The 22,769-nt window shown below is 66.9% G+C and carries 21 protein-coding genes and 3 tRNA genes; 12 read left to right on the top strand and 12 right to left on the bottom strand.

All coding sequences use genetic code 11. The annotated features are described in order from the left end of the window. The first annotated feature begins 189 nt into the window (after positions 1–189). Positions 190–1,764 (top strand): GGDEF domain-containing protein, encoded by a 1,575-nt coding sequence (locus tag AVE30378_RS26065; RefSeq protein ID WP_129245069.1) that lies wholly within the window; start codon positions 190–192, stop codon positions 1,762–1,764. 20 nt (positions 1,765–1,784) lie between these two features. Here the strand turns inward: AVE30378_RS26065 and AVE30378_RS26060 are convergent, their stop codons facing one another. Further along, positions 1,785–2,027 carry a 6-phosphofructokinase gene (locus AVE30378_RS26060; protein WP_129245067.1) on the bottom strand — a complete coding sequence of 81 codons (243 nt, stop codon included), beginning with the start codon at positions 2,025–2,027 and terminating at the stop codon, positions 1,785–1,787. Between the two features lie 161 nt (positions 2,028–2,188). Here AVE30378_RS26060 and yddG point away from each other — a divergent pair, with 161 nt between their 5' ends. Continuing rightward, positions 2,189–3,097, top strand: a complete 909-nt coding sequence (yddG, locus tag AVE30378_RS26055; protein ID WP_129245065.1) for an aromatic amino acid DMT transporter YddG — start codon at positions 2,189–2,191, stop codon at positions 3,095–3,097. Positions 3,098–3,146: 49 nt separating this feature from the next. Here yddG and AVE30378_RS26050 read toward each other — a convergent pair whose 3' ends face one another. Continuing rightward, entirely contained in the window at positions 3,147–3,332 is a 186-nt protein-coding gene (locus AVE30378_RS26050; protein WP_062684001.1) for a hypothetical protein, read from the bottom strand. Between the two features lie 258 nt (positions 3,333–3,590). Between AVE30378_RS26050 and AVE30378_RS26045 the strand changes: the two genes are divergently transcribed. The 6 genes from AVE30378_RS26045 (at position 3,591) to AVE30378_RS26020 (ending at position 9,842) form a co-directional block, all read left to right on the top strand. Further along, positions 3,591–3,842, top strand: coding sequence for a hypothetical protein (locus AVE30378_RS26045; RefSeq protein ID WP_129245064.1), 252 nt, complete (start codon positions 3,591–3,593; stop codon positions 3,840–3,842). A gap of 147 nt (positions 3,843–3,989) precedes the next feature. After that, positions 3,990–4,181 carry a hypothetical protein gene (locus AVE30378_RS26040; RefSeq protein WP_129245062.1) on the top strand — a complete coding sequence of 64 codons (192 nt, stop codon included), beginning with the start codon at positions 3,990–3,992 and terminating at the stop codon, positions 4,179–4,181. A 187-nt stretch (positions 4,182–4,368) separates the two neighbouring features. After that, positions 4,369–5,271 (top strand): hypothetical protein, encoded by a 903-nt coding sequence (locus tag AVE30378_RS26035; RefSeq protein ID WP_129245060.1) that lies wholly within the window; start codon positions 4,369–4,371, stop codon positions 5,269–5,271. Positions 5,272–5,462: 191 nt separating this feature from the next. Next, positions 5,463–5,966 carry an RNA polymerase sigma factor gene (locus tag AVE30378_RS26030; RefSeq protein ID WP_129245058.1) on the top strand — a complete coding sequence of 168 codons (504 nt, stop codon included), beginning with the start codon at positions 5,463–5,465 and terminating at the stop codon, positions 5,964–5,966. Between the two features lie 82 nt (positions 5,967–6,048). Beyond that, positions 6,049–7,041 carry a FecR family protein gene (locus AVE30378_RS26025; protein ID WP_129245056.1) on the top strand — a complete coding sequence of 331 codons (993 nt, stop codon included), beginning with the start codon at positions 6,049–6,051 and terminating at the stop codon, positions 7,039–7,041. Between the two features lie 248 nt (positions 7,042–7,289). Next, positions 7,290–9,842: a TonB-dependent siderophore receptor gene (locus AVE30378_RS26020; protein WP_165360308.1), complete on the top strand. Its 2,553-nt coding sequence runs from the start codon at positions 7,290–7,292 to the stop codon at positions 9,840–9,842. A 112-nt stretch (positions 9,843–9,954) separates the two neighbouring features. Here AVE30378_RS26020 and AVE30378_RS26015 read toward each other — a convergent pair. From AVE30378_RS26015 to egtD, 3 genes are all read right to left on the bottom strand, one after another. Further along, positions 9,955–10,031, bottom strand: a tRNA-Met gene (locus AVE30378_RS26015). A 110-nt stretch (positions 10,032–10,141) separates the two neighbouring features. Then, on the bottom strand, positions 10,142–11,458 hold the full coding sequence (gene egtB / locus AVE30378_RS26010; protein ID WP_129245052.1) for an ergothioneine biosynthesis protein EgtB: 1,317 nt from the start codon (positions 11,456–11,458) through the stop codon (positions 10,142–10,144). Between the two features lie 35 nt (positions 11,459–11,493). Beyond that, the gene (egtD, locus tag AVE30378_RS26005; protein WP_129245050.1) at positions 11,494–12,471 is read right to left on the bottom strand and encodes an L-histidine N(alpha)-methyltransferase; all 978 of its coding nucleotides are present in this window, start codon (positions 12,469–12,471) and stop codon (positions 11,494–11,496) included. Positions 12,472–12,816: 345 nt separating this feature from the next. On the opposite strand from egtD, the gene AVE30378_RS26000 reads away from it, so the two are divergent. Together AVE30378_RS26000 and AVE30378_RS25995 are read left to right on the top strand one after the other, a co-directional pair. Next, positions 12,817–13,152, top strand: a complete 336-nt coding sequence (locus AVE30378_RS26000) for an ElaB/YgaM/YqjD family protein (protein ID WP_129245048.1) — start codon at positions 12,817–12,819, stop codon at positions 13,150–13,152. Between the two features lie 11 nt (positions 13,153–13,163). After that, positions 13,164–14,636 carry a phospholipase D-like domain-containing protein gene (locus tag AVE30378_RS25995; RefSeq protein WP_129245046.1) on the top strand — a complete coding sequence of 491 codons (1,473 nt, stop codon included), beginning with the start codon at positions 13,164–13,166 and terminating at the stop codon, positions 14,634–14,636. Between the two features lie 40 nt (positions 14,637–14,676). On the opposite strand, the gene AVE30378_RS25990 is transcribed toward AVE30378_RS25995, so the two are convergent. The 5 genes from AVE30378_RS25990 to AVE30378_RS25970 form a co-directional block, all read right to left on the bottom strand. Then, positions 14,677–16,350 carry an FMN-binding glutamate synthase family protein gene (locus AVE30378_RS25990; protein WP_129245044.1) on the bottom strand — a complete coding sequence of 558 codons (1,674 nt, stop codon included), beginning with the start codon at positions 16,348–16,350 and terminating at the stop codon, positions 14,677–14,679. An 84-nt stretch (positions 16,351–16,434) separates the two neighbouring features. Beyond that, a complete protein-coding gene (locus AVE30378_RS25985) occupies positions 16,435–17,661 on the bottom strand; it encodes a YeeE/YedE family protein (RefSeq protein WP_165360307.1) in 1,227 nt (408 codons plus the stop codon). 157 nt (positions 17,662–17,818) lie between these two features. After that, positions 17,819–19,099: an arsenic transporter gene (locus tag AVE30378_RS25980; protein ID WP_129245042.1), complete on the bottom strand. Its 1,281-nt coding sequence runs from the start codon at positions 19,097–19,099 to the stop codon at positions 17,819–17,821. 10 nt (positions 19,100–19,109) lie between these two features. Beyond that, complete coding sequence (locus AVE30378_RS25975; RefSeq protein WP_129245039.1) at positions 19,110–20,054, bottom strand: AEC family transporter; 945 nt, start codon at positions 20,052–20,054, stop codon at positions 19,110–19,112. A 27-nt stretch (positions 20,055–20,081) separates the two neighbouring features. Continuing rightward, complete coding sequence (locus tag AVE30378_RS25970) at positions 20,082–20,975, bottom strand: DMT family transporter (RefSeq protein ID WP_129245037.1); 894 nt, start codon at positions 20,973–20,975, stop codon at positions 20,082–20,084. A 112-nt stretch (positions 20,976–21,087) separates the two neighbouring features. On the opposite strand from AVE30378_RS25970, the gene AVE30378_RS25965 reads away from it, so the two are divergent. Beyond that, positions 21,088–21,537 carry a GNAT family N-acetyltransferase gene (locus AVE30378_RS25965; protein ID WP_425265795.1) on the top strand — a complete coding sequence of 150 codons (450 nt, stop codon included), beginning with the start codon at positions 21,088–21,090 and terminating at the stop codon, positions 21,535–21,537. Positions 21,538–21,679: 142 nt separating this feature from the next. On the opposite strand, the gene AVE30378_RS25960 is transcribed toward AVE30378_RS25965, so the two are convergent. Further along, positions 21,680–21,764: transfer RNA gene (locus AVE30378_RS25960), tRNA-Leu, on the bottom strand. A 186-nt stretch (positions 21,765–21,950) separates the two neighbouring features. On the opposite strand from AVE30378_RS25960, the gene AVE30378_RS25955 reads away from it, so the two are divergent. Beyond that, positions 21,951–22,562: a tRNA-uridine aminocarboxypropyltransferase gene (locus tag AVE30378_RS25955; protein WP_129245033.1), complete on the top strand. Its 612-nt coding sequence runs from the start codon at positions 21,951–21,953 to the stop codon at positions 22,560–22,562. A gap of 122 nt (positions 22,563–22,684) precedes the next feature. On the opposite strand, the gene AVE30378_RS25950 is transcribed toward AVE30378_RS25955, so the two are convergent. Beyond that, positions 22,685–22,769: transfer RNA gene (locus tag AVE30378_RS25950), tRNA-Leu, on the bottom strand.

Genomic DNA, 22,769 nt, shown 5'->3' with positions numbered 1-22,769 from the left:
ATTCTGACCACGCCTCATCCGCCGCTCCGCGCGGCGGATTGTGTAATTGCGAGCTTCTGTAATAATTTCTGAATTCCGTCCGTGCGCCGGCGATGGGCCGGGCCGGGCGTATCGGGAGGCGCATGAACCCAATGGTGTCGGTCCGATCGCAGCCCCGCGGCTTGCGGGCTGCGCCGAGCGAGTCGGCCCATGGCTGACGGCCGGAATATCGCCGGCGCGCGCGTCCGCCGTCCGCGCCGGTACTCCATGCGCACGGGCCTGCTGGCCCTGGTGGTCGCCTGTATTGCGCCGGCGCTGGTCGTGGCGTCGGTGGCGGTGTACGAAAGGTACGTCGTCCAGAAAGAGCGGATCTTCCGCGACACGATCTTCCTGGCGCGCAATCTCTCCGCGATCCTCGACCGCGAACTGACCGGCGTCGAGGCCGGCCTCCAGATGCTTGCGTCCTCTCCCGACCTTCGCGCCGGGGACCTGGCGGGTTTCCAGGAGCGCGCGGGCGAGCTGATGCGGTTCCAGATCGTCGACAGCTACGTCCTGACGGACAGAGAGGGCCGCCAGTTGGCCCACACGCAAGCGCCTGTCGGCGAAGCCTTGCCGATGAGCGGCGCGTCGGCCGAGCTGGCGCGCGTGTTCCACACGGGCGCTCCGGTCCTGACGGGGCTGTTCGGGGGAGGCGCCAGCGACAGTCCCGCCCTTGCGCTGTGCATGCCGGTGCTGCGCGGCGACAAGGTCGTCTACAGCCTCAACGTCAGAATCCTGCCCGAGCGCATCGGCGGCGTGCTGGGCCGCCGCTCCCTGCCGGACGGCTGGGTCGCCGCCGTGCTGGACGGCGCCGGCACCATCGTCGCCCGCACGCGCGACGCGCCGCGGTTCGTCGGGCAGAAGGCCGTTCCCGCGCTGGCCCGCGCGGTGCAGCAGGAAAAGGAAGGGTCGCTGGAGACCGTCACGAAGGAGGGCGCGCCCGTCTACACCGCGTTCAGCCGGTCGTCGCTGTCAGGCTGGACGGTCGCCGCGGGCGCGCCGATGAGCCTGGTGACCACGGACCTGTACCGCGCCATCGCCTGGGTCGCCTTGGGCGCCTTGTTCGCCGTTGGCCTGGGCCTGTGGCTGGCCCTGCGGCTGGCGAACCGCCTGACCTCGGCGGTGCAGGGGCTGGTCGCGCCCGCGCTCGCGCTGGGCAAGGGCCGCGCGGTGGATCTGCCGGGCACGCGGGTCAAGGAAGTGGCCGAGGTGGGAGGCGCCTTGCAGCGCGCTTCGCGCATGCTGGCGCGCGCCCAGCACCTGGCGCACTACGATCCGCTGACCGGGCTGTGCAACCGGGTGCTGTTCAGCGAACTGGTGCTGCGCGAACTGGCGGTGGCGCAGCGCAGCGGCGAGCCTTTCGCCATCCTGGCGATCGACCTGGACGGGTTCAAGGCGGTCAACGATACGCATGGCCATGCGGCCGGCGACGCGGTGCTCAAGGAGGCGGCGGAGCGGATGGCCGGCGCGATCCGCGTGTCGGACGTCGCGGCCAGGCTGGGGGGCGACGAGTTCGCGGTGCTGCTGATCGGGGCCAACAGGGAGAATGCGCGCCTGGTCGCCGAGGCGCTGGTCGAGAGCCTGTCGCAGCCGTATCCCGGCGTCCGCGCCGCCGTGTCGGCCAGCGTGGGCGTCGCCGTGTTTCCGCAATCCGGCATGACCTTGCGACAATTGCTGGAGCGCGCCGACGTGGCGCTCTATAAGGCGAAGGAGCAGGGCAAGCGGAGGGTGGAGTCGGACCTGTGAGCGTCCTCCGCCGGGCCCGTTCAGGCCTCCTGGCCCGGTGGCGCAAGGGCGGTCAGGACTTCACCCGACTTCAGGCGATACCGGTTGCGGTCCAGCCGCAGCACGCATTCTCCGTCGGAGGTCCGGAGGATGTAGCGCGCCGCGTCGGGAGGCAGCGCCGCGGCGTCCGGGCCGTCGGCCCGCAGGAAAACCTCTATCCGATAGAGCCGGCCCGATTCCGTGCTGGCCAGCACGTCGCTCAATCTGCGTATCGATATGGTCATGCGGCTTTCTCTCCCTTTCGTTGCCCGGACGGGGATGGCGCTTCGGGCCGGAGGCCCCCTGCAAGCCTGCGGGGCGCCAGGAGGCGCCCGGATTTTCGCTAAACTCCCCGCCTTGGCGTCCGGGACTGTGCGCGGACCATGACGGGCAATCGGAAACGGTAATGCAATTTACCCCCGGCCGGAATACGGCCACCTCCTTGGGTTTGCTGGCGGTCCTGCTGTGGGGCACGGTGGTCGGCCTGATTCGCGGCGTCAGCGAAAGCTTCGGCCCCGTCGGCGGGGCCGCGCTCATCTATACGGTGGGCTCCGTCTTCCTGGTGCCGCTGCTGGGGTTTCCCAGGCTGCGGACCTTTCCCCGGTCCTACCTCATCGTCGGCAGCCTGCTTTTCGTCGCCTACGAGATCTGCCTGTCGCTTTCACTGGGATTCGCGGCCAACCGGGGGCAAGCGATCGAGCTGGGCATCGTCAACTACCTCTGGCCCTGCTTCACGGTGGTTCTCGCCATGCTTATCAACGGCCAGCGGGCCAGCGCATGGGTGGTGCCGGGCATCCTGCTGTCGCTGGGCGGCATCGTGTGGGTGGTCGGCGGATCCGGCGGGCTGTCGTGGGAGCGCACCGTCGCGAACGTTTCCAGCAATCCCCTGAGTTACGGACTGGCGTTCAGCGGCGCCATCATCTGGGCCCTGTACTGCAACGTGACGCGCAGGTTCGCCGACGGCAAGAACGGCGTCGCGCTTTTTTTCATGCTGACCGCGGCGGCCCTGTGGACCAAATACCTGCTTGGCTCGGAGCCCGCGCTGACGTTCACGGTGCCGGCGACGCTCGAATTGTGCGTGACGGGCGGCGCCATGGCGGCGGGCTATGCGTTGTGGAACGTGGGGATACTCAAGGGCAACCTGACCTTGCTGGCCACCGCGTCGTACTTCACGCCCGTGTTCTCGACCTTCTTCGCGGCCGTATGGCTGTCGACCCGCCTGACCGCCTCGTTCTGGCAGGGCGTGGCGATGGTGACCGCCGGTTCGCTGATCTGCTGGGCGGCAACGCGCGGCAGGCCGGCCCGGAACGGTTAGCCCCGGGGCGCGCCTGTCGCGGAAAAGGCGTGGGAAAGGAATCGCTCGATCAGAGCACGGATTGCGCGACTGCGTATCCAAGCGGGATCAGCAGAAGCGAAGCAAACAGGGAACTGACGATCGCCGCCGATATTTTCAGCCAGGGCTCGGGCCCTGCGCTTTGAATGGTTTGAATCACCAACGCGACGATACCCATAACCATCAAACAGCTAATAACCACTGCTACGTGAGTCATGTTGTCTCCGTCCTCGCCTGATTAAAGGGATTCGGCGCCGCTGAGCGGTCTGAATGTTTGTCTCGATTGTGCGCCCGTATTCGCGCGGCGGGCCCTAGGGTTTTCCAGGCGCAATGAGCGGTTTGTGGCGTATTTGCCTCGGGGCGTGCAGCATGAATTCCATGTGCGGACGCAGCATTTCCGATTGCGTTCCGGGCATCGTGGCAGCGCCCGGTTTGCGCTACGATGGCGGCGTCGAATCACTCAAGGGGCTGCCAGATGCCGCAGAAATTGCGCCCGGGTACGCGCGCCACGCTGCAGGTCAGGCAATTGGTGCCGGGCGAGTTCGCCTGGATCGTCACCTTGTTCGATCCCGAGACCGGCAATGTGCGCAGCACCAATTACTCGGAAAAGCGCTACGGCAGCCAGGACGAGGCTTCCGCCGCGGGAAAGACCGCCGTGGTGGAATTCCTGGGCAGCGGCGGCCAGACCGGCCCGGAACCGGGCAAGGACGGCAAGCCCAAGTCCTGAAGCGGCCGGCCCCAGCCCCCGCAAAGCCCTCGCCAGAGGGCTTTTTCTTTGCCCGGCCGCGGGTCGTGAACCGCGGCGGCCTCGGCCGGGAACGCCGTTTGCTGGGAAGGCGGCGGCGCATTTGGCGCCGATCGAGGAGAACCCGCCATGTCCCCATCCATGCATCGAGAACCCGGCCTGCCGGACGATCTGCCTCCGGACGACCCTTCGCTTCCCGGCAACCTGCCGTCCGACGATTCCGTGCCCCTGCCCGACCCGCCGCCGGAGGATCCCGACGACGCCGATCCCGTTCCGCGCAGGCCGGATCCGAGCGATCCGCGCACGATAGACCTGGCTTGACCGCCATTCACCCGCGCAATGCGCAAGACATGCAAGGAGGTCCACATGCGTTCCATTCTGTTGTGGCTGCTTGGCGTACCCATCCCCATCATCATCCTGCTGGCGCTTTTCTGGCATTGACGCCGGCCGTTTCCCGCTGCGGCGGCGCAGCGCGGCCGCCCCATCCGCAATGAACGAGGAAGAGTCCATGGAAAACGAATCGATGTCGAACCAACCGTACGCCGACGGCGTGCCCCCGCGGGAATCCGCGCTCTCCGCGGTCTCGTGGGCCGCCGTGTTCGCGGGCGCGGTCATCGCCGCCGCCCTGTCCCTGGCCCTGTTCGCCGGCGGCGCGGGCCTGGGCTTTCTGTCGGTATCCCCATGGGAGGACGAAGGCATGTCGGCGCCCGCCGTCGGCATCGGCGTCATCGCCTGGATGCTGTTCACCCAGATCGTCGCCTACGGCATCGCCGGCTATGTCGCGGGCCGCCTGCGCACCAAATGGGTCGACGTGCATTCGGACGAAGTCTATTTCCGCGACACCGCGCATGGCTTCCTGGTGTGGGCGTTGAGCGCGGTGGTCAGCGCGGCTCTCCTGGGCGCGTCCATCGCCACGCTGGCCTCCGGCGTGGCGAAGACGGGCGCAACCGTGGCGGCGGGCGCGGGCGCGGCGGCCACTGCGACGGCGACGGCCGCCGCGGGGTCCGGCGGCGGGACGTCGCAGGCAAGCGACTATTTCGCCGACGTCCTCCTGCGAACCGACCGGCCCGATGCCGGAGGCGACCGGGCGGGCGCGCGCGCCGAAGTGGGCCGCATCGTGGCGATGAGCCTGGCGCGCGGCGGCATGGCGCAGGAAGACCGCGACTACGTGGCGAAGGTGGTGGCCGCGCAGGCCGGCATCGAGCCCGCCGTCGCGCAGCGCCGCGTCGAGCAGGCGATCCAGGATGCGAAGAAGGCGGCCGACGAGGCCCGGCAGAAAGCCAAGGAAGCCGCGGACAGCGCGCGCAAGGCCGCGGCCGCATTCGCGCTGTGGGGATTCGCGTCGATGCTGATCGGCGCTTTCGTGGCGAGCCTGGCGGCGACCTGGGGCGGCAGGCGACGCGACACGTAGCGTTCGCTGTGGCCGGAACCGAGTAGTTAAAACCGGATACGCAGGAGGCCGCGCAGGCGAGCGCGGTCTACCTGGAAAGCGGAGGACCGGCCGAACGGCGAGGCGTGGTAAAGCTGCCTCCGGGCTACATCTAAATGAGAATTGTTGTTAATATTGCCGGTTTACTACGTTGATCTGTTCCCGCATCCGCCATGTCCCGCCCTCCTGCGCCCAAAAAAGGCTGGCTCGCTCATTACAGCGGACTGATCGGGACGTGGGCGAAAGGCAATGCCAATACGCACGACGCGGAAGATGCCGTGCAGGATGCGGCGGAACGCCTGCTGGGTACGGACACGCTTGTCATTCGGGATGCGCGCGCCTATTTGCATCGCAGCGCCGCCAACGGCTTGATCAGTCGCCACCGGCGAACGCAGTCCTTTCCGGCTTTACCCTTGCACGAATTAGCGGAAGCAGAACACCCCGCGGCACAAGACGTGGAATCGGCTGTGTATGTCACCCAATTGTCGCGGGCCTTGTCTGAATCATTGGAGGAATTGCCCTTGGTTTGCCAGCAGATATTCGCCTGGCACCGAATCGAGAATTGGACGGTGCCGGAGATTGCCCAATACATGGGGTTATCCGTCAGTACTGTGGAAAAACACCTGACGAAGAGCATGCGGCATCTGCACCAAAAGTTACAAAGATTCGCCTCGTAAACTTACGGGGTTGGCCTCCACCAGGCGTCTTTCTTATGAAGGGGCTAGCAGAACTCCGCATTCACCGGCTTCCGCGTCCAGCATGACCACAAACGACCCAAACATTCCTGACGATCTGCACGACGCAGCCGCTCATTGGTTTACCCGTGAACACGGTGGCCTGATGACGCCGGACGAACGTCGGATATTCGAGGCTTGGCGCCAGGCCGACGCTCGGCATGAGCAGGCTTACCAGGAAATGTTGCGGGTGTGGGGCGTGGCCAAGGCGACCCCCGATAAGGTTTTCGAGAATATCCTGCGGCGGCGTCCGCCGCAGGTAGCCACAGTTGCATCCCGCCGCCGCATGTTGGCGCTGGGGGTGGGATCCGCCTGTTGCGCCGCTGTGGCAAGCGTATTGGTCGGGCCGGAACGATGGTTTCACGCCCCGGCGTTTTCCGAGCGCTACGTCAGTCGGCGTGGCGAACGCCGCACCGTCGATCTGCCTGACGGCTCGGCGCTGACGCTGAACACCGACAGCATCGCCCAGGTCCAGTTTTATGAGTCCGAGCGGCGCGTTCTGTTAGAACGAGGCGAGGCTTTCTTTTCGGTTGCGCCGGCGCCGGAACGTCCTTTCGTGGTGGATGCCGGTCTGGCCAGCGTAACGGTCACCGGCACGCAATTCAACGTGCGGCGCGACGTCGCGCAGGTGTCGGTCGCGGTGGAATCCGGGGCCGTGGACGTTGCCGGCGGCGGGTGGTGGAACCGGAAGGTGCGCCGGCTGGGCGCGGCCCAGGCCGTGCAGGTGGCCGATACTGCGGCCATGTCCGAGGTTTCGACGGCCAACATTGTGACGTTGACGTCGTGGCGGCAGGGCAAGGTCGTTTTCGACGCCGCGCCCTTGGCAACGATTGTGGCCGAGATGAACCGCTATCGTGTGCAGCCGGTCCGGCTGCAATCCGCCGCATTGCGAGGGCTGCGTGTGGCGGGCGTATTCAGCACCGACGACCCCGACGCCTTCCTCGACGTGCTGCCGTCACTCGCTCCGGTGACGGTCCTGCGGCTGCCTGACGGCCACAGCGAAATCGTCCCCCGCTGAAAATTTTTCCCTGTCCCCAAGCGACGGGCTAAGTCCTTGTTCGAGAATGAGATTTCCTCTCGTTCGCCATTGTTTTGAAACATTTAGTTTCAAAATGGGGGCGAAAATCTTTACGGGGTTCAGGCTTCCCAACGCTCTTTGTTAATGAAGGGCCTGGTTTTCGTCGGGTGATGAAGTCAGGCTGCAACGAACCTTTGGCCAAAGGGTTTGACGCGCATGCGTCGCTTTCATTATCAAGAGAACGTCCGGTGAATCCTCACATCACTAAGCACCTATCGGCTGCATCCCGCGGCAAGCGGATCGGCCTGAGCCTGAACGCGCTGGCCATTTCGCTGGCGCTCGCCTTTGGCCTATTGCCCGACACTGCCTACGCGCAGAGCACGACCCCGGGGCGGGTCGACATCCCGGCGCAGTCGCTGAATCAGGCCTTGCTGCAACTGGGGCAGCAAACGGATATCCAGATCTACTACCTCCCTGAAACCGTGGCCAATCTGAATGCCCCGGCCGTGTCGGGCACGTTGACAGCGGAGCAGGCGCTCACGCAGTTGCTGGGAGGGACGGGCATCGAAGTACGCTGGAACGGGAAGACGGCTTCGCTTTCGCGTCCGGCATCGACTGAGCAAGGGGGCGTCCACACCTTGCGGGCAGTACGGGTGGAGGCGCGGCGAGTGGGCGAAACCGAGGGAACCGGCTCGTATACGAGCGATGCCATTACCCTGGGCAAGACGCCACAGGCCATGCGCGAGATCCCGCAGTCTGTCTCGGTTCTCACCAAGCAGCGCCTGGAAGACCAGAACATCACCGACCTTGGTCAGGCCGCCGAGCAGATCGCGGGCCTGACGGTGCAGGATTCCGGCCATCGTTTGACGGATATTTATTCACGCGGTTTCGCCATCGACAGCATCCAGCTCGATGGCGGCGCGCCGATGTCTACGTCCAGCGGGAACTACACGTTCATTTCCTATGACATGGCCGAATTCGACCGTGTGGAGGTACTGCGCGGCGCGGCAGGGCTGATCAATGGCACGGGCAACCCCGGCGGCGCCGTGAATCTGGTGCGCAAGATGCCGACGGCCGCGCCGCAATTCAATTTCACGGCGAGCGCTGGCCGCTGGGACAATTACCGCACGGAAGTCGACGGCTCGGGTCCGCTGGCCTTCGACGGAAAACTCCGTGGCCGAGGTGTGGCCGTGTACGAGAACCGCAAGTACTTCACCGACAGACGAGCTACCGAAAAACCGACTTTCTACGGTGTGCTGGAGGCCGACATCGGCCCGGATGCAGTGCTGGCGGTCGGCGGACGATATCAGCGCATCAGGGAGAAGGGCACGCCGCAGGGCTTCCCCCGGTACAGTAACGGCGCCGACCTGGGCTTGCCGCGCAACACAGCCTTGACCGCTCCATGGGCCTACGAAGATACGACCTCAAGCGAGTTGTTCGCCAAGCTGAGCTGGCGCCTGGCTCCGCGCTGGACCTTGCGCGCCAATGCCACCTTTACCGAGGAAGACCGGGACGTCAATGGCGGTTATGTATCCGGTGCGGTCAATCCGATCACGCGGACAGGATCGCGCTGGGTCGGATCGGACCAACATAGCTGGAACAGGCAGCAGATGCTGGACATCAACCTCAGCGGCGCTTTCGACCTGTTCGGCCGCACGCATGAAGTGCTGGTCGGCGCCGACATGCAGGACATCAAGAGCAAGTGGCAGAGCTTCGTTGTGGAACGGGCTACCGGACAGGTGGCCGATCTGTTCGATATCGGCTCGACGCCCTATGTCTCTGGCGACCTGGCTCGCGGCCAGCTATTCCGCAGTTACGAGCCAAACGACACCAGGCAGTATGGCGCCTACGGCACGCTGAGGCTGGAAGTCACGGACAAGACCAAAGTGGTCGTGGGTGCGCGTGCCAACAAATACAAGTTCAAGCAGGTTTACAGCACGTACCTCGACGACAGTTGGCAGATGACCGACACCTGGCGGATCGCCAGCGGCACGCAGTACAGCGAACCCACCCAAATCGTGCCTTTCGGGGGCATTCTGTATGACCTTACGCCGGAATGGACGGCCTATGCCAGCTATGCGGAAATCTTCAATCCGCAGGCCTATTACAAGTCCGGCCCCGCGCCAGGCAAGGGGCTGGATCCGATGCACGGCAGCAACACCGAGCTGGGCTTGAAGGGTGAACTGCTGGACGGCAAGCTCAATACCTCGATTGCGCTATACCGTGTCGTGCAGAAGGACAGGGCGGTGCTCGATACCCGCTATCCCATGAGTGAAACCCTGTTTGCCGGCGCGTGCTGCTACGTCAATGCAGGCAAGGTCGTCAGCCAAGGCGTAGACCTCGAAGTCAGCGGAGAGATCGCGCAGGGCGTCAACATCTACGCCGGCTATACCTACAACCACAACCGGGACGAAACCGAAGCGGCCGTTTTCAGCACCATCACTCCCAAGCATTCCTTTAAGTTTTTCGGCACCTGGCAATTGCCCGGCCGTGCGTCGGCGTGGAAGCTTGGCGGCGGGGTCACGGTCAACAGCAAGCAATATGTCTCCGGTTCCGCAGCAAGCTGGAACGAATCCGCGCAGAACTGGACCGGCGGCTCCGTGCCCTTCAACTACACCCAGGGCGGTTATGCCGTATGGAACCTGATGGCAGAGTACCGTTTCAATCCCAATTGGACGCTGACGCTGAACGTCGATAATGTCTTCGACAAGTGGTACTACCGCACAGTGGGCAGCTCGACGTTGGGGAATTACTACGGCGAGCCGCGCAACGCGGGGCTGACGCTGCGCGGTAAATTCTGAGTGACGTATTGGAATCGCGCGCCGGCGATGAGCGCCGGCGTTGCGATTGCTGCGATGGCACGCCGGAAATGAAAAAGGGCTTAGCGAATGATCGCTAAGCCCTTGAATTCTTTGGTGGCGCATCCCTGATTCGAACAGGGGACCTGCGGATTATGATTCCGTCGCTCTAACCGGCTGAGCTAATGCGCCACGTTTTCGTCTTGTTCACCAGCAAGTGGTGATTAACGAAGAACAAAATTCTAGCATGAAAATTTTCCAGCGTGCAAGCGGCCGGCAATCAAAATTTTCGGGAACGCGCCTTACGCGTCCCGCGCCAGGCGGATGCCGGAGAACTGCCAACGGGCTTCGGGCGGGAAAAAGTTGCGGTAGCTCGGCCGGATGTGGTCCCTGGGCGTGGCACAGGAGCCGCCTCGCAGCACGTACTGGTTGCACATGAACTTGCCGTTGTATTCGCCGACGGCGCCGGCGTCGGGCTTGAAGCCAGGATAGGCATCGTAGGCGCTGCACGTCCATTCCCAGGCATCGCCCAGGAGCTGCACCGGGCCGCCCGAACCATTGCGCACCGGGGCGGGGCGGGGATCCAGGTGGCCGTTTTCGAGCATGTTGGCGCGGCCGGCCAGGACGCCCTCGGGCAACTGGCGGGCGGCATGTTCCCATTCCGCTTCGCGCGGCAGGCGCACGCGCGCCCAGCGGGCATAGGCGTCGGCCTCGAAGTAGCTGACGTGGGTCACCGGCGCCTGCAGTTCCAGGTCCTGCATGCCGCGCAGCGTGAACACGCGCCAGTCATCGCGTTGGCCTTCCCAGTAGAGCGGCGCCCGCCAGCCTTCGGCGCAGACGATATCCCAGCCCAGCGACAGCCACAGTTCCGGCCGCCGGTAGCCGCCGTCGAGGATGAACGCCAGGTATTCGTGCTGCGTCACCAGGCGGTCGGCCAGGTGGAACGGGGCCAGCAGCACGTCGTGCGCGGGGCCCTCGTTGTCGAAGCCGAAGCCGCGCCCGTCGTGGCCGATGCGGGCGATGCCGCCGGCGTAGCGGGTCCAGCCGGCGGGCGTGGCTGGGGGCAGCGCGGGCTGGCCCGGCGCCACGTAGGCGGGCCGCAGCGGATTGGCCGACAGCATGTGCTTCACGTCGGTCAGGATCAGTTCTTGGTGCTGCTGCTCGTGGTTCAGGCCGAGTTCCAGCAAGGCGTCGAAGTCCGGATCGTTGCCGCCCAGCCGCGAGATCAGTTCGTGCATGGCGCCGTCCACGTGCTGGCGGTATTGCAGTACCTCGCTCAAGGCGGGGCGCGACAGCAGGCCGCGCCGCGGGCGCGGGTGCTTGGCCCCGATGGCGTTGTAGTAGGAATTGAACAGCATGCGGTACTGCGGATGGAACACCCCGTGGGACGGATGAAAGCGCGTCAGCAGGAAGGTCTCGAAGAACCAGGTGGTGTGCGCCAGATGCCACTTGACGGGGCTGCAGTCCGGCATGGATTGCACTTGGCAGTCCTCGGGGCTGAGGGGGGCGGCGAGGGCCGCGCTGGTCGAGCGCACGGCATCGTACCGGTCGTGCTGGCCGGCCTGGCCGGCCGCGTACGGTCCGGTGGCGGGATGGGTCAGCAGGCAGGCAGGTTCCATGGCGATCCTCCAGTGGCGTCGTGGGGAAGCCCGCGTCAGGCGCGGGCGCTGAAAATAGAGAACCAGCCGCGGGAATCGGACCAGTGCGCGACGTCGCGATAGCCGGCGCTGGCGAGCAGGCCGGCAAAGGACTGGGGGGTGAACTTGTAGGAATTCTCGGTGTGGATGCGTTCGCCGGCGCTGAATTCGCGTTGGCCGCCGGGCCAGGCCACGCGGACCGCGCGCAGCGCTTCCAGGTGCATTTCGATGCGCGATCTGGTGCTGTTGAAGAGCGCCACGTGGCGCCAGTCGTCCACGTGGAAATCGGCGTCCAGCACGCTGTTCACGTGCCGCAGCAGATTCAGGTTGAACGCGGCCGTCAGGTGCAGCGCGTCGTCGTAGGCGGGTTCCAGCACCTGCCTGGGCTTGACGCGGTCCACGCCGACCAGCAGCCCGCCGCCTTCGCATTGCCCGCGGATCCGCTGCAGCATGGCATGCGCGTCCTCGGGGCTCAGGTTGCCGATGCTGGAGCCGGGATAGAAGAACAGCCGCTGCTCGGCGGGGATGCTGGCCGGCAGGGCCAGCGCATGCGAGAAGTCCTGTCCGAGGGCGGTGATGCGCAGGCCGGGATACGAGAGCCGCAGCCGGCGCACCGCGGACTGCAGGTAGTCGGCGGAGATGTCGATGGGCACGTAGTGGCGGGGGCGCAGGCTGGGGAAGAGGCGTTCGGCCTTGACGCAATCGCCCGCGCCCAGGTCGATCATCGATTGAACGGGACCGATGTGCCGGGCGATGTCGCCGCCGTGGCGCTGGAAGATCTCCGCTTCGCACCGGGTCGGGTAGTACTCCGGCAGTTGGGTGATGGCGGTGAAGAGCGCCGAACCGAGCGCGTCGTACAGGAATTTGGGATCGACGTGGGCCGGATGGTCCATCAGCCCGTCGCGCAGTTCGATCTGTTCGGGGCTGGGGTGCTGCAGGTGCTGCGCGATGAATTCCGGAGCGGCGGGAGCAAACAGGGTGGAAGGAGAAACCATGCGTTCAGTTCCTTTTTTGAGAGCTTGAAGCGCATTGCAAAAGTCTATTGTGGCGGCTAGTGGGGCCAAGGTGTCAAGCGCTAAGCCGCTGAGTGCAATGGACTTTTACGAAATCGGGCCGCAGGCGCCCGGCGCCGCGCATCTCCGGGCCCCGTGGGCGCGCGGCCGCGGGCGCGGACGCGCCAGCCCGCGGCGCTTCCCCGCTGAAATATCGGATTACCGCTGGTTGCCAAAGCTCGGGCGGCGCGCGCGGATGGCGGCCACAATGGCCGTTCGGCCTGCGCGGCGCCCGCGGCCGCGGGTGGGAGCAGGCCCCCACACCCCCAATAACCAGAAGGAGCGACCATGAATCGAAAGCACCAACGCGCCGAAATGGCATTGCACCGCGAACGGGTGAGCGACAGCTTCCAGGAACTGCTGGCGGGCACGGAAGACCTGCTGCGTTCGACGGCGTCGTATACGGGCTCCGAGGTCGAGGCGGCGCGAGCGCGCCTGCGGCGCCAACTGGACGAGGCACGCGAGTCCGCGGGCCAATGGGAGGGCGTGGCGCGGGAACGCGCGCGCCGGGCCGGTGCCTATGCCGACGAGTACGTGCATGAGCATGCCTGGAAGTCGGTGGGCGTGGCGGCCCTGGTCGGCGCGTTGCTGGGATGCTGCCTGATGGCGGGCGGCCGGCGCTAAGCCATCGCATCATGAGGCCGCCTCCGGCCGTGCGCCGGGCCCTTTCGCGGCCGGGCGCGTTTTCGTGGCTGTCCGGCATCCGCCGGTGGACGCGGGCGCTGCCGCTGGCCTGCGCCGTCCTGCTGGCGGCCTGCGCCAGCGTTCCGGACGCGCAGGAACGTCAGGCCCGCCAGGCGCAGGCCAGCCTGTCCGCCGACGCGGCGCTCGACAGCTACCGCCGCGGACAAGGCATCGTCTCGGATCCGCGGACCCCCAAGGACGATTTCCTGGCGCGCCATCTTGCCGTCGAACAGGCGGTCAGCGGCGCGCCCCTGGTGGCGGGCAACCGCGTCGGGCTGCTGGCGGACGGGCCCACCACCTATCGGGCCATGCTGCGCTCGATCGGGCAGGCGCGCCGCTACGTGCACATGGAAACCTATATTTTCGATGACGACGCCGAGGGCTCGCGCTTCGCCGAAGCGCTGATCTCGGCGCGCAACCGCGGGGCCGAGGTGTCCTTGATGGTCGATGCGGTCGGCACGATCAAGACGCCCGACGCCTTGTTCGCGCGCCTGCGCGACGCGGGCGTGCAGGTGGCGATCTTCAATCCGGTCAATCCGGTCCGCGCCCGCGCCGGCTGGTCGCCCAACCAGCGCAATCACCGCAAGGTGCTGGTGGTGGACGGCAAGGTGGGATACCTCGGCGGCATCAACGTCAGCAGCGTGTACGAGTCTTCGCCGGGGGCGGGGTCGGGATCCGGGCCGGGATCCGGCGCCGGGAAGGCGGATGCGCCGGCGGCCGGCGATGCCCAGGCCGCGCCCTGGCGCGATACGCACCTGCGCATCGAGGGGCCCGCGGTGGCGCAACTGGAAGCGGTCATCCGGGCGGGCTGGGAGTCGCAGGCCAAGGAGCCGATCAAGGGCGGCGATTCGCACGTGGCGCCGCCTTCGGGCTCGACGAGCGTGCGGATACTGGCCAACCAGCCGGATCGCAGCGACGGCTATACCGTCTACCTGACGCTGATGTCGGCATTCGAAAGCGCGCAGCGCTCCATCCACATCACCATGGCGTATTTCGTTCCGGACCCCGCCTTCATCGAGGTCCTGACCGCCGCCGCGCGACGCGGGGTCGACGTGGTGCTGGTGCTGCCCGGCTTCAGCGATTCGTCATTGGTGTTCCACGCCGGGCGTTCACATTACGCCGACCTGCTGGAGGCCGGAGTCAAGCTCTACGAGCGGCGCGACGCCCTGCTGCATGCCAAGACCGCGGTGGTGGACGGCGTGTGGTCCACCGTCGGGTCGAGCAACATGGACTGGCGCAGTTTCGCCTTGAACTACGAAATCAACGCCGTGGTGCTGGGGCCGGAATTCGCCGGTGAAATGGAGGCGCTGTTCCAGCGCGACGTCGCCGATTCGGTGCGCATCACGCCCGAGGCCTGGAAGGACCGGGGCGTGGGCGACCGCTACATGGAGTTCTTGTCGCGCATGTTCGAGCGCTGGCTGTAGCGCGGTCGGCTCAGGCGCGGCCGGCTTAGGCGCGGCCGGCTCAGGCGGCGCCGGCGGGGGCCGGCGCGGCGTGGGCGGCGTGTTCCTGGGCCAGGGCCGTGGTGATGTCGTAAGTCGGCTGGAACGACTGGGCCTGCGCCATGGCCCAGCCGGCGCGGAATACCTGGTGGCGGAATTCGCCGCGCAGCAGCTCTCCGGGCGCCAGTTCGGGAAACAGCGCGGACAACAGCCGGATCTCGCTGGGCGAGATCCGGCGCGCGATGTGGTGGGGGCGGAGCTGGCCGGGGTGCGTCAGGCCGGCGGCGGCCAGCAGTTCGGCCAGGGCGTGCAGCGTGTTGTGGTGGAAGTTGGCCACGCGCTGCGCCTTGTCCGGCACCACCAGCGCGCGCTGGCGCAGCGGATCCTGCGTGGTGACGCCGGTGGGGCATTTGCCGGTATGGCAGGCTTGCGCCTGGATGCAGCCGATGGCGAACATGAAGCCGCGCGCGGCGTTGCACCAGTCCGCGCCCATGGCCATGACGCGGGCCATGTCGAAGGCGGTGATGACCTTGCCCGACGCGCCCAGTTTGATGCGGTCGCGCAGGTTCACGCCGATCAGTGTGTTGTGGACCAGGCGCAGCGCTTCGCGCAGCGGCGTGCCGACGTGGTCGACGAACTCCACCGGCGCGGCGCCCGTGCCGCCTTCGGCGCCGTCGACCACGATGAAGTCCGGCGTGATGCCGGTTTCCAGCATGGCCTTGACGATGGCGAACCATTCCCAGGGATGGCCCACGCAGAACTTGAAGCCCACCGGTTTGCCGCCGGACAGTTCGCGCAGGCGCGCCACGAATTTCATCAGGCCGATGGGGGAGTCGAAGGCGGAGTGGCTGGCCGGCGAGTTGCAGTCCTGCCAGGGGGCGACGCCGCGCGCCTCGGCGATCTCGGGCGTGACCTTGCCCGCGGGCAGGATGCCGCCGTGCCCGGGCTTGGCTCCTTGCGACAGCTTGATTTCGATCATCTTGACCTGCGGCGTACAGGCGTTCTTCACGAAGGCTTCCTCCGAGAACGCGCCGTGCTCGTCGCGGCAGCCGAAGTAGCCCGAGCCGATGTTCCAGACCAGGCTTCCGCCCGGCTGGCGGTGGTAGCGGCTGATGCCGCCTTCGCCGGTGTCGTGCGCGAAATTGCCCTGGCGGGCGCCCTCGTTCAGGGCCAGCACGGCATTGGCCGACAGCGCGCCGAAGCTCATCGCCGATACGTTGAAGGCCGACATGGAATAGGGCTGCCTGCACTCGGGGCCGCCCACGGTGACGCGGAAGTCGGTATCGTCGATGCGCGAGGGCGACATGGAATGGTTGATCCATTCGTAGCGGTCGCCGTAGACGTCTTCCTGGGTGCCGAAGGGGCGCTTGTCGATCTCGCGCTTGGCGCGCTGGTAGACGATGGAGCGTTGCGCGCGCGAGAACGGCGCGGCCTGAGTGTCGTCTTCGAGGAAGTACTGGCGGATCTCGGGGCGGATGAATTCGAACAGGAAGCGCAGATTGCCCAGGACCGGATAGTTGCGCCGAATGGCATGGCGGGGCTGGATCAGGTCATACACGCCCAGCGCGCCCAGCAGCGCCAGCGGCACGGCGACCCACAGCCACCAGGGCGAGCTTGCGTAGGCCAGGGCGGCGGTGACCGCCGCGCCGGCCAGGGTCAACAGAAAGGCCGTGTAGCGGCCGAAAATCCAGCTCATGTCCATCTCCGTATTTCGGGATGGAGCAACCATACACCAGCTACCGTCCCCCGCGCCGGAGGGACGTGCCTGGAATACTGTTTCTCAGCAACTGGACGCCAGCGGCGTCTTCTCGACCGCGAGGCCGAATGCCGGGCGCAGGCGCACGCCGAGGGCGCTGCCGGCGAAGGCGGCGGGCAGCCACAACCAGGCATGCAGGCTGCCCGACAGGATGCCGCTGAAGTAGGCGCCGATGTTGCAGCCGAAGGCCAGCCGGGCGCCGTAGCCCAGCAGCAGGCCGCCGATGACCGCGCCGGCCAGCGAGCGCGCCGGCACCTTCCAGATGGGAGCGAACTTGCCGGCGGCGCTGGCGGCGGCAAGCGCGCCCAGCATCAGGCCGATGTCCATCACGGTCGTGACGTCCTGGCGCAGCGGCGCGGCCAGCGAGGGCTGCTTGCTCCAGTAGGCCCAGGTGGCCACGTCGCCGCCGAAGGCGTCCAGGGCCTTGGCGCCCCACAGCGCGAAGGCGGAGGTGATGCCCCAGGGCCGGCCGGCCAGCGCCAGCGTGGCGAAATTCAGCACGACCAGCGCCACGCCGCCCCAGATCAGCGGCCAGGGGCCTTGCAGCAGGGAGACCGGGCGCGCGGTGCGCGAGGCGAACGAGATCACGTGGCCGTGGCGGCGCTTCTCCAGCGCCGTGACCGCCCAGGCGATCAGCGCGAAGACGGCCAGGTTGGCGATGAGCGCGGGCGCCAGGCCCCAGGTCTTGATGAGCGACGTGGGGGCAAGCGCGGGCAGGCTGGACCACCAGCCGAAGTTCGCGGTGGCGATGACCGAGCCGACGATGAAGAACAGCAGCGTGACCAGCATGCGGGTATTGCCGCCGCCGACCGCGAACAGCGTGCCCGACGCGCAGCCTCCGCCCAGTTGCATGCCGATGCCGAACAGGAAGGCGCCCAGGATGACTGACACGCCGGGCGGCGATACGAAGCCGCTGACCGGCTGGCCGAACAGCGTTCCCGCCGCCAGGAAGGGGAAGAACAGCAGCACGCCCGCGCCCAGCATGAGCATCTGCGCCCGCAGGCCCGCGCCGCGGCGGTCCGACACGAAGACGCGCCAGGCTTGCGTGAAACCGAAGGAGGCGTGGTAGAGCGTCACGCCCAGCAGGGCGCCGACGATCCACAGCGCGCCCTGGCGCCAGCCCACGGTCTGGTTCAGGTACAGCGCGCCGGCCAGCACCAGCAGCAGGGCGATCCATAGCGGCTTGCGGTTGATGCGGATCGGCGGCAGGGCCGAGGAAGGAAGGGGAAGGGTCGAGGCGTCGATGCTCATGGGCGGGTCCCGGAAGGGGCGGATGCGTGGAAATGCAAACGGGCGCGAGAACGCACCCGTGGAATGCTGGAAGTCTAAGCCGGGCGGCAAATCTCTCAAAGCATCAATTCATGCGTTTTAAATAACTATAAGTAATATTGAAGCGAGGGGGCCGGGCCTATTGCAGCCGCCACACCAGCGCCGCCAGCGTCAGCAGCAGCACCGGCAAGGTCAGCACGATGCCGACGCGGAAGTAGTAGCCCCAAGTGATGCGCAAGCCCTTGCGCGCCAGCACGTGCAGCCACAGCAGCGTCGCCAGGCTGCCGATCGGCGTGATCTTGGGCCCGAGGTCGCTGCCGATGATGTTGGCGTAGATCATGGCGTCCTTCACGGCGCCCGTGGCGCTGGTGTCCGCGATGGACAGCGCGCCCACCAGGACCGTCGGAAGGTTGTTCATGATGGACGACAGGAAGGCGGTGATGAGGCCGGTGCCCAGCGCCGCGCCCCAGAGGCCGTATTCCGCGCAGCGGTCCAGCACCTGCGCCAGGTGCGCGGTCAGGCCGGCGTTGCGCAGCCCGTACACCACCAGGTACATGCCCAGCGAGAAGACGACGATGTGCCAGGGGGCGTCGCGCATGATGCGCCGGGTGCCCACGATGTGTTGCCGGCCCGCGATCAGCAGCAGGCCCAGCGCGCCCGCGGCGGCGATGGCGCTGACGGGGATGCCCAGCGGCTCCAGGATGAAGAAGCCCGCCAGCAGCAGCGCCAGCACGACCCAGCCGGCGCGGAACGTGGTGAGGTCGCGGATGGCGGAGGCGGGGGCGGGCAACTGGCTCACGTCGTAGCGCGGCGGGATGCTCCTGTGGAAGAACAGCAGCAGCACGGCCAGGGTGGAGGCCACCGCCATCAGGTTCACCGGCAGCATCACCGAGGCGTACTCGCCGAAGCCGATGCCGAAGAAATCCGCCGAGACGATGTTGACCAGGTTGGACACGATGAGCGCGATGCTGCCCGTGTCCGCGATGAAGCCCGCGGCCATCACGAAGGCCAGCGAGGCGCCGGGCCCGAAGCCCAGCGCCAGCAGCATTTCCATGACGATGGGCGTGAGGATCAGCGCCGCGCCGTCGTTGGCGAACAGCGCGGACACTGCGGCGCCCAGCAGGACGATGAGGACGAACAGCAGGCGGCCGCGTCCGCCGCCCCAGCGCGCCACGTGCAGCGCCGACCATTCGAAGAAGCCGGCTTCGTCCAGGATCAGGCTGGTGACGATGATGGCGATGAAGGTCGCGGTGGCGTTCCAGACGATGCGCCAGACGTCGGCGATGTCGGCCGGGTGGACCACGCCCGTGGCCAGCGCGAGCGCGGCCCCGAGCACCGCGCTCCAGCCGATGGACAGGCCCCTGGGCTGCCAGATGACCAGCGTGATGGTAAGGACGAATATGGCGGCGGCGAGCAGCATGGAGGCGGTGTCAGGGTAGCGGGTGCGCGCTGATCCAGGCAACCAGCAGGCTGACGGTCTGCACCGATGCCACGGTGGAGACCAGGATGGCGCGCGAAGTCACGCGCGCGTCGCGGCCGTACATCGCGGCCAGCATGAAAGGGCCGGTGCCGATGGGCAGCGCGCTCATCAGCACGGCGGTCCATGCCCACATGGGCGGCATGGGGAACACGTAGAACGCCAGCACCGCGGTGACGGCGGGCTGCAGCAGCAGCTTGCCGGCGACCAGGCGCAGCACGCCCGGCCCCGAGCTGGACGTTTCGGTCTGCGCCAGGAACAGGCCTATCGTGACCAGCGCGCAGGGGCTGGCGGACGCGCCCAGCAGGGACACGTAGCGGTCCAGGCCTTCCGGCAGGGGCACTCCGGTGGAGGCCCAGGCCAGGCCCAGCACCGGCGCGGCCAGCAGCGGATTGCGCAGCAGCGCGCGTCCGACCTTGAGCAGGGTGGAAGGCAGGCTCGGCGCCTGCTGGCGGTCGAACTCGATGAGCGCGATGGCGAAGCCGAACAGCACGCTGGCGGTGAGCAGGGTGGTGAACGTGGCGGGCGCCAGGCTTTCCGCGCCGAACAGCGCCAGGCAGAGCGGGATCCCCATGTAGCCGGCATTGGCGTAGGACGCGGCCAGGCCCTGGATGCTGCGGTCGGTGAGCGCCTTTTGAGTGCGCCGGGCCCCGAGGAATGCCGCCAGGAACGTGGCGGCGATGCCGCCCGCGAAGGCGGCGGCGAAGCCCCAGTGCGCCGCCTGCGCCAGGTCCACCTGCGTCATGGCGCGAAACAGCAGCGCCGGCAGGGACAGGTAGACCACGTAGCGGTTCAGCGCATCGGTGGCGGCCGGGCCCAGGATGCGCCAGCGGGCGGCCAGCCAGCCGGTCAGGATCAGGGCGAAGACCGGCAGGGCGGCGGTAATGACGGCGTTCATGGGTGCGGGTGCGGGAAGGCGCTCATTCTAGCGTGCGCCCGAGGGCTTGGCCCGCGTGACGAGCAGGATGCCGAGCGCGGCCAGGGCCATGCCCGGCCACGCAAGCGCGGGAATGGGTTCGTCCAGGATCGCCAGCGCGATGACGGCGGTGCAGGGCGGGACCAGGAAAAACAGCGCCGACACGCGCGAGGCCTCGCCGTGGCGGATCATGGTCAGCAGCAGGGTGATGGCCACCAGCGAATTGCCCACGACCAGATAGGCCAGCGACGCCCAGAGCGGGCCGGTCCATTCGATGCGCATCGGTTCCAGCCAGAAGGCCAGCGGCGCGGTGACGGCCAGGCCGACCGCATACTGCACCAGGTTGGAGGTGGCCGGGTGGGTCTGCGTGCCGAAGCGCTTTTCATACAGCGTGCCGCCGGTGATGCAGAGCAGGGCGCTGACGGCGAACAGCAGGCCCAGCGGCGACAGCACGTCGATCGAGGCCTTGGCGACGATCACCAGCGCGGCGCCCGACACCCCCAGGCCGAGGCCCGCCCAGCGCCGGGCGTCGACCCGCTCCTGCGCGATCGCGGGCGCCAGCAGGCCGATCAGGATGGGTTGCAGCGAGGTGATCAGCGCGATGCCGCCGGCCGACATGCCCTGCTTCAGCGACAGGTAGGTGAAGCAGAAGTAGCCGGCCTGCAACAGCAGTCCGACCATCGCCAGGTGGCCCCAGGCGCTGGCGCCGCGCGGCAGCGGCGGGCGCAGGACCAGCAGGACAGGGGCCAGGATCAGCACCACGCAGGCGTAGCGCAGCGCCAGGAAGGTCATGGGATCGGCATAGGCCAGCCCCACCTTGAGCACGACGAAGCCGCTGGACCAGAGCAGCAGGAAAAGCGCGGGAGCGGCTTTCAGCCAGGCGGGGGGAGCGGCAGGCGGCATGTCGGAACACGGGCGGCGTGGGCAAGCCGCGATCGTACCCCCCTTTTGGGCCGCCTTCATCCCTGCGAAAATGCGGCGTAGGATTCTTTACTTCATTTGCTGCACGCGAGGGATGGACATGTCGACCAACAAACAAGCAACAGTGCATATCGCGCTGGGAACCTGGGACCGTTTGCGCGAGGATGCCTATTCGGTGCGCCACGAGGTGTTCGTCGTCGAACAGAAGGTGCCGCCCGAAATCGAACTGGACGACGACGACGCGGTGTCGGTGCACGCCGTGGCCTACGGGCCCGACGGCACGCCGGTAGGCACCGGACGGCTGCTGCCCGATGGCCATATCGGCCGCATGGCGGTCCACAAGCGGGCCCGCGGGATGGGCGTGGGCGGCCAGTTGCTGGATGCGCTGATCGAGCAGGGGCATGGCGACGGCCACCGCATGCTGGTGCTGCACGCGCAGACGCATGCGGCGGGCTTCTACAAGGCGCACGGATTCACCGTGGAAGGCGAGGAATTCGTTGAGGCCGGCATTCCGCACGTCGTCATGACGCGCGTGCTGAAGTAGGGCGCGGCGCGATCCGCCAGGCCGCGCGCGGAAAGCGCCCTGGCGGACAAGGCGAAATGCGCACGGCAAAGAAAAAACCCCGGACGCTTCCGCGTTCGGGGTTTTTTTGGCGCATCACGCAGGTACCTCGTGATGTAATAATTGGTGCCCAGGAGAGGACTCGAACCTCCACACCTTGCGGCACATGGACCTGAACCATGCGCGTCTACCAATTCCGCCACCTGGGCTTTTTTACTTCTTACTTCTTTTTCTGCCAGTGCTTTACCCGTCGCTTCGCTTTCGCGTTGTTTCGTGTTCAGCAGCAGAGGAACGAGATTATGCATACTTTTTTTGAAGTGTGCAAGTCGTGTGGCATTTTTTTCACTTTTTTTGGGGGCGAGGGCCGCCTTCGACTTTCGATATAGTGTCGCCCCATGTCTCGTCCTCTTTGCACGCGCTGCCTGCGCCCCGGATCGCACTGCCTGTGTGCGCTGATTCCCTCGCTTTCGTGCCGTACCCGCGTGGTGGTGCTCCAGCATCCCAGCGAGGCGCGCCATGCCTTGAACACGGCTCGGCTGGCCGTGCTGGGCCTGGCCGGCGCGCGGCGCGTGGTGGGCGAGTACTTTTCGCGGGAGGACTGGGCCGAGCCCGGTCATGCGCCGCGCCTGCTGTTTCCCGGCGAGGGCGCCGAGGTGCTGTCGCCCGGCTATGGGCAGGACCTGGACATGCCCATACAGTTGATCGTGCCCGACGGCACCTGGGGGCATGCGCGCAAGCTGCTGCACATCAATCCCGGCCTTGCGGCCTTGCCGCGCGTGATGCTGCCCGCGGGACTGTCGACCCGCTACCGGGTGCGCCATGCCGACGTGGCCGGCGCGCTGTCCACGATCGAGGCCGTGACGCATGCCTTGAACGCGATCGAGGCGCCGCGCAATTTCGATGCCTTGCTCCAGCCGTTCGAGGCGCTGATCGACGGGCAGATCGCCGGCATGGGCGCGGACCTGTATGCGCGGCACCACCTGAACCGCAAGGTGCCCTGGCGTTAAGCGAAAGGGCGGGGCGGCGGAAAACCGGACGTGAAAAAGCGAAAGCCCCGAAAATCTTGCGATTTTCGGGGCTCTTCAGCCGTTGCTATCGAGACAATTGCATTGTCCCGATTGGAATTCCGTGGTGCCCAGGAGAGGACTCGAACCTCCACACCTTGCGGCACATGGACCTGAACCATGCGCGTCTACCAATTCCGCCACCTGGGC

This window comes from Achromobacter veterisilvae (assembly GCF_900496975.1).
Lineage (GTDB): Bacteria > Pseudomonadota > Gammaproteobacteria > Burkholderiales > Burkholderiaceae_B > Achromobacter > Achromobacter veterisilvae.
Note: the sequence above shows the minus strand (reverse complement) of the source record. Positions and strands in the feature narration are given on the sequence as shown.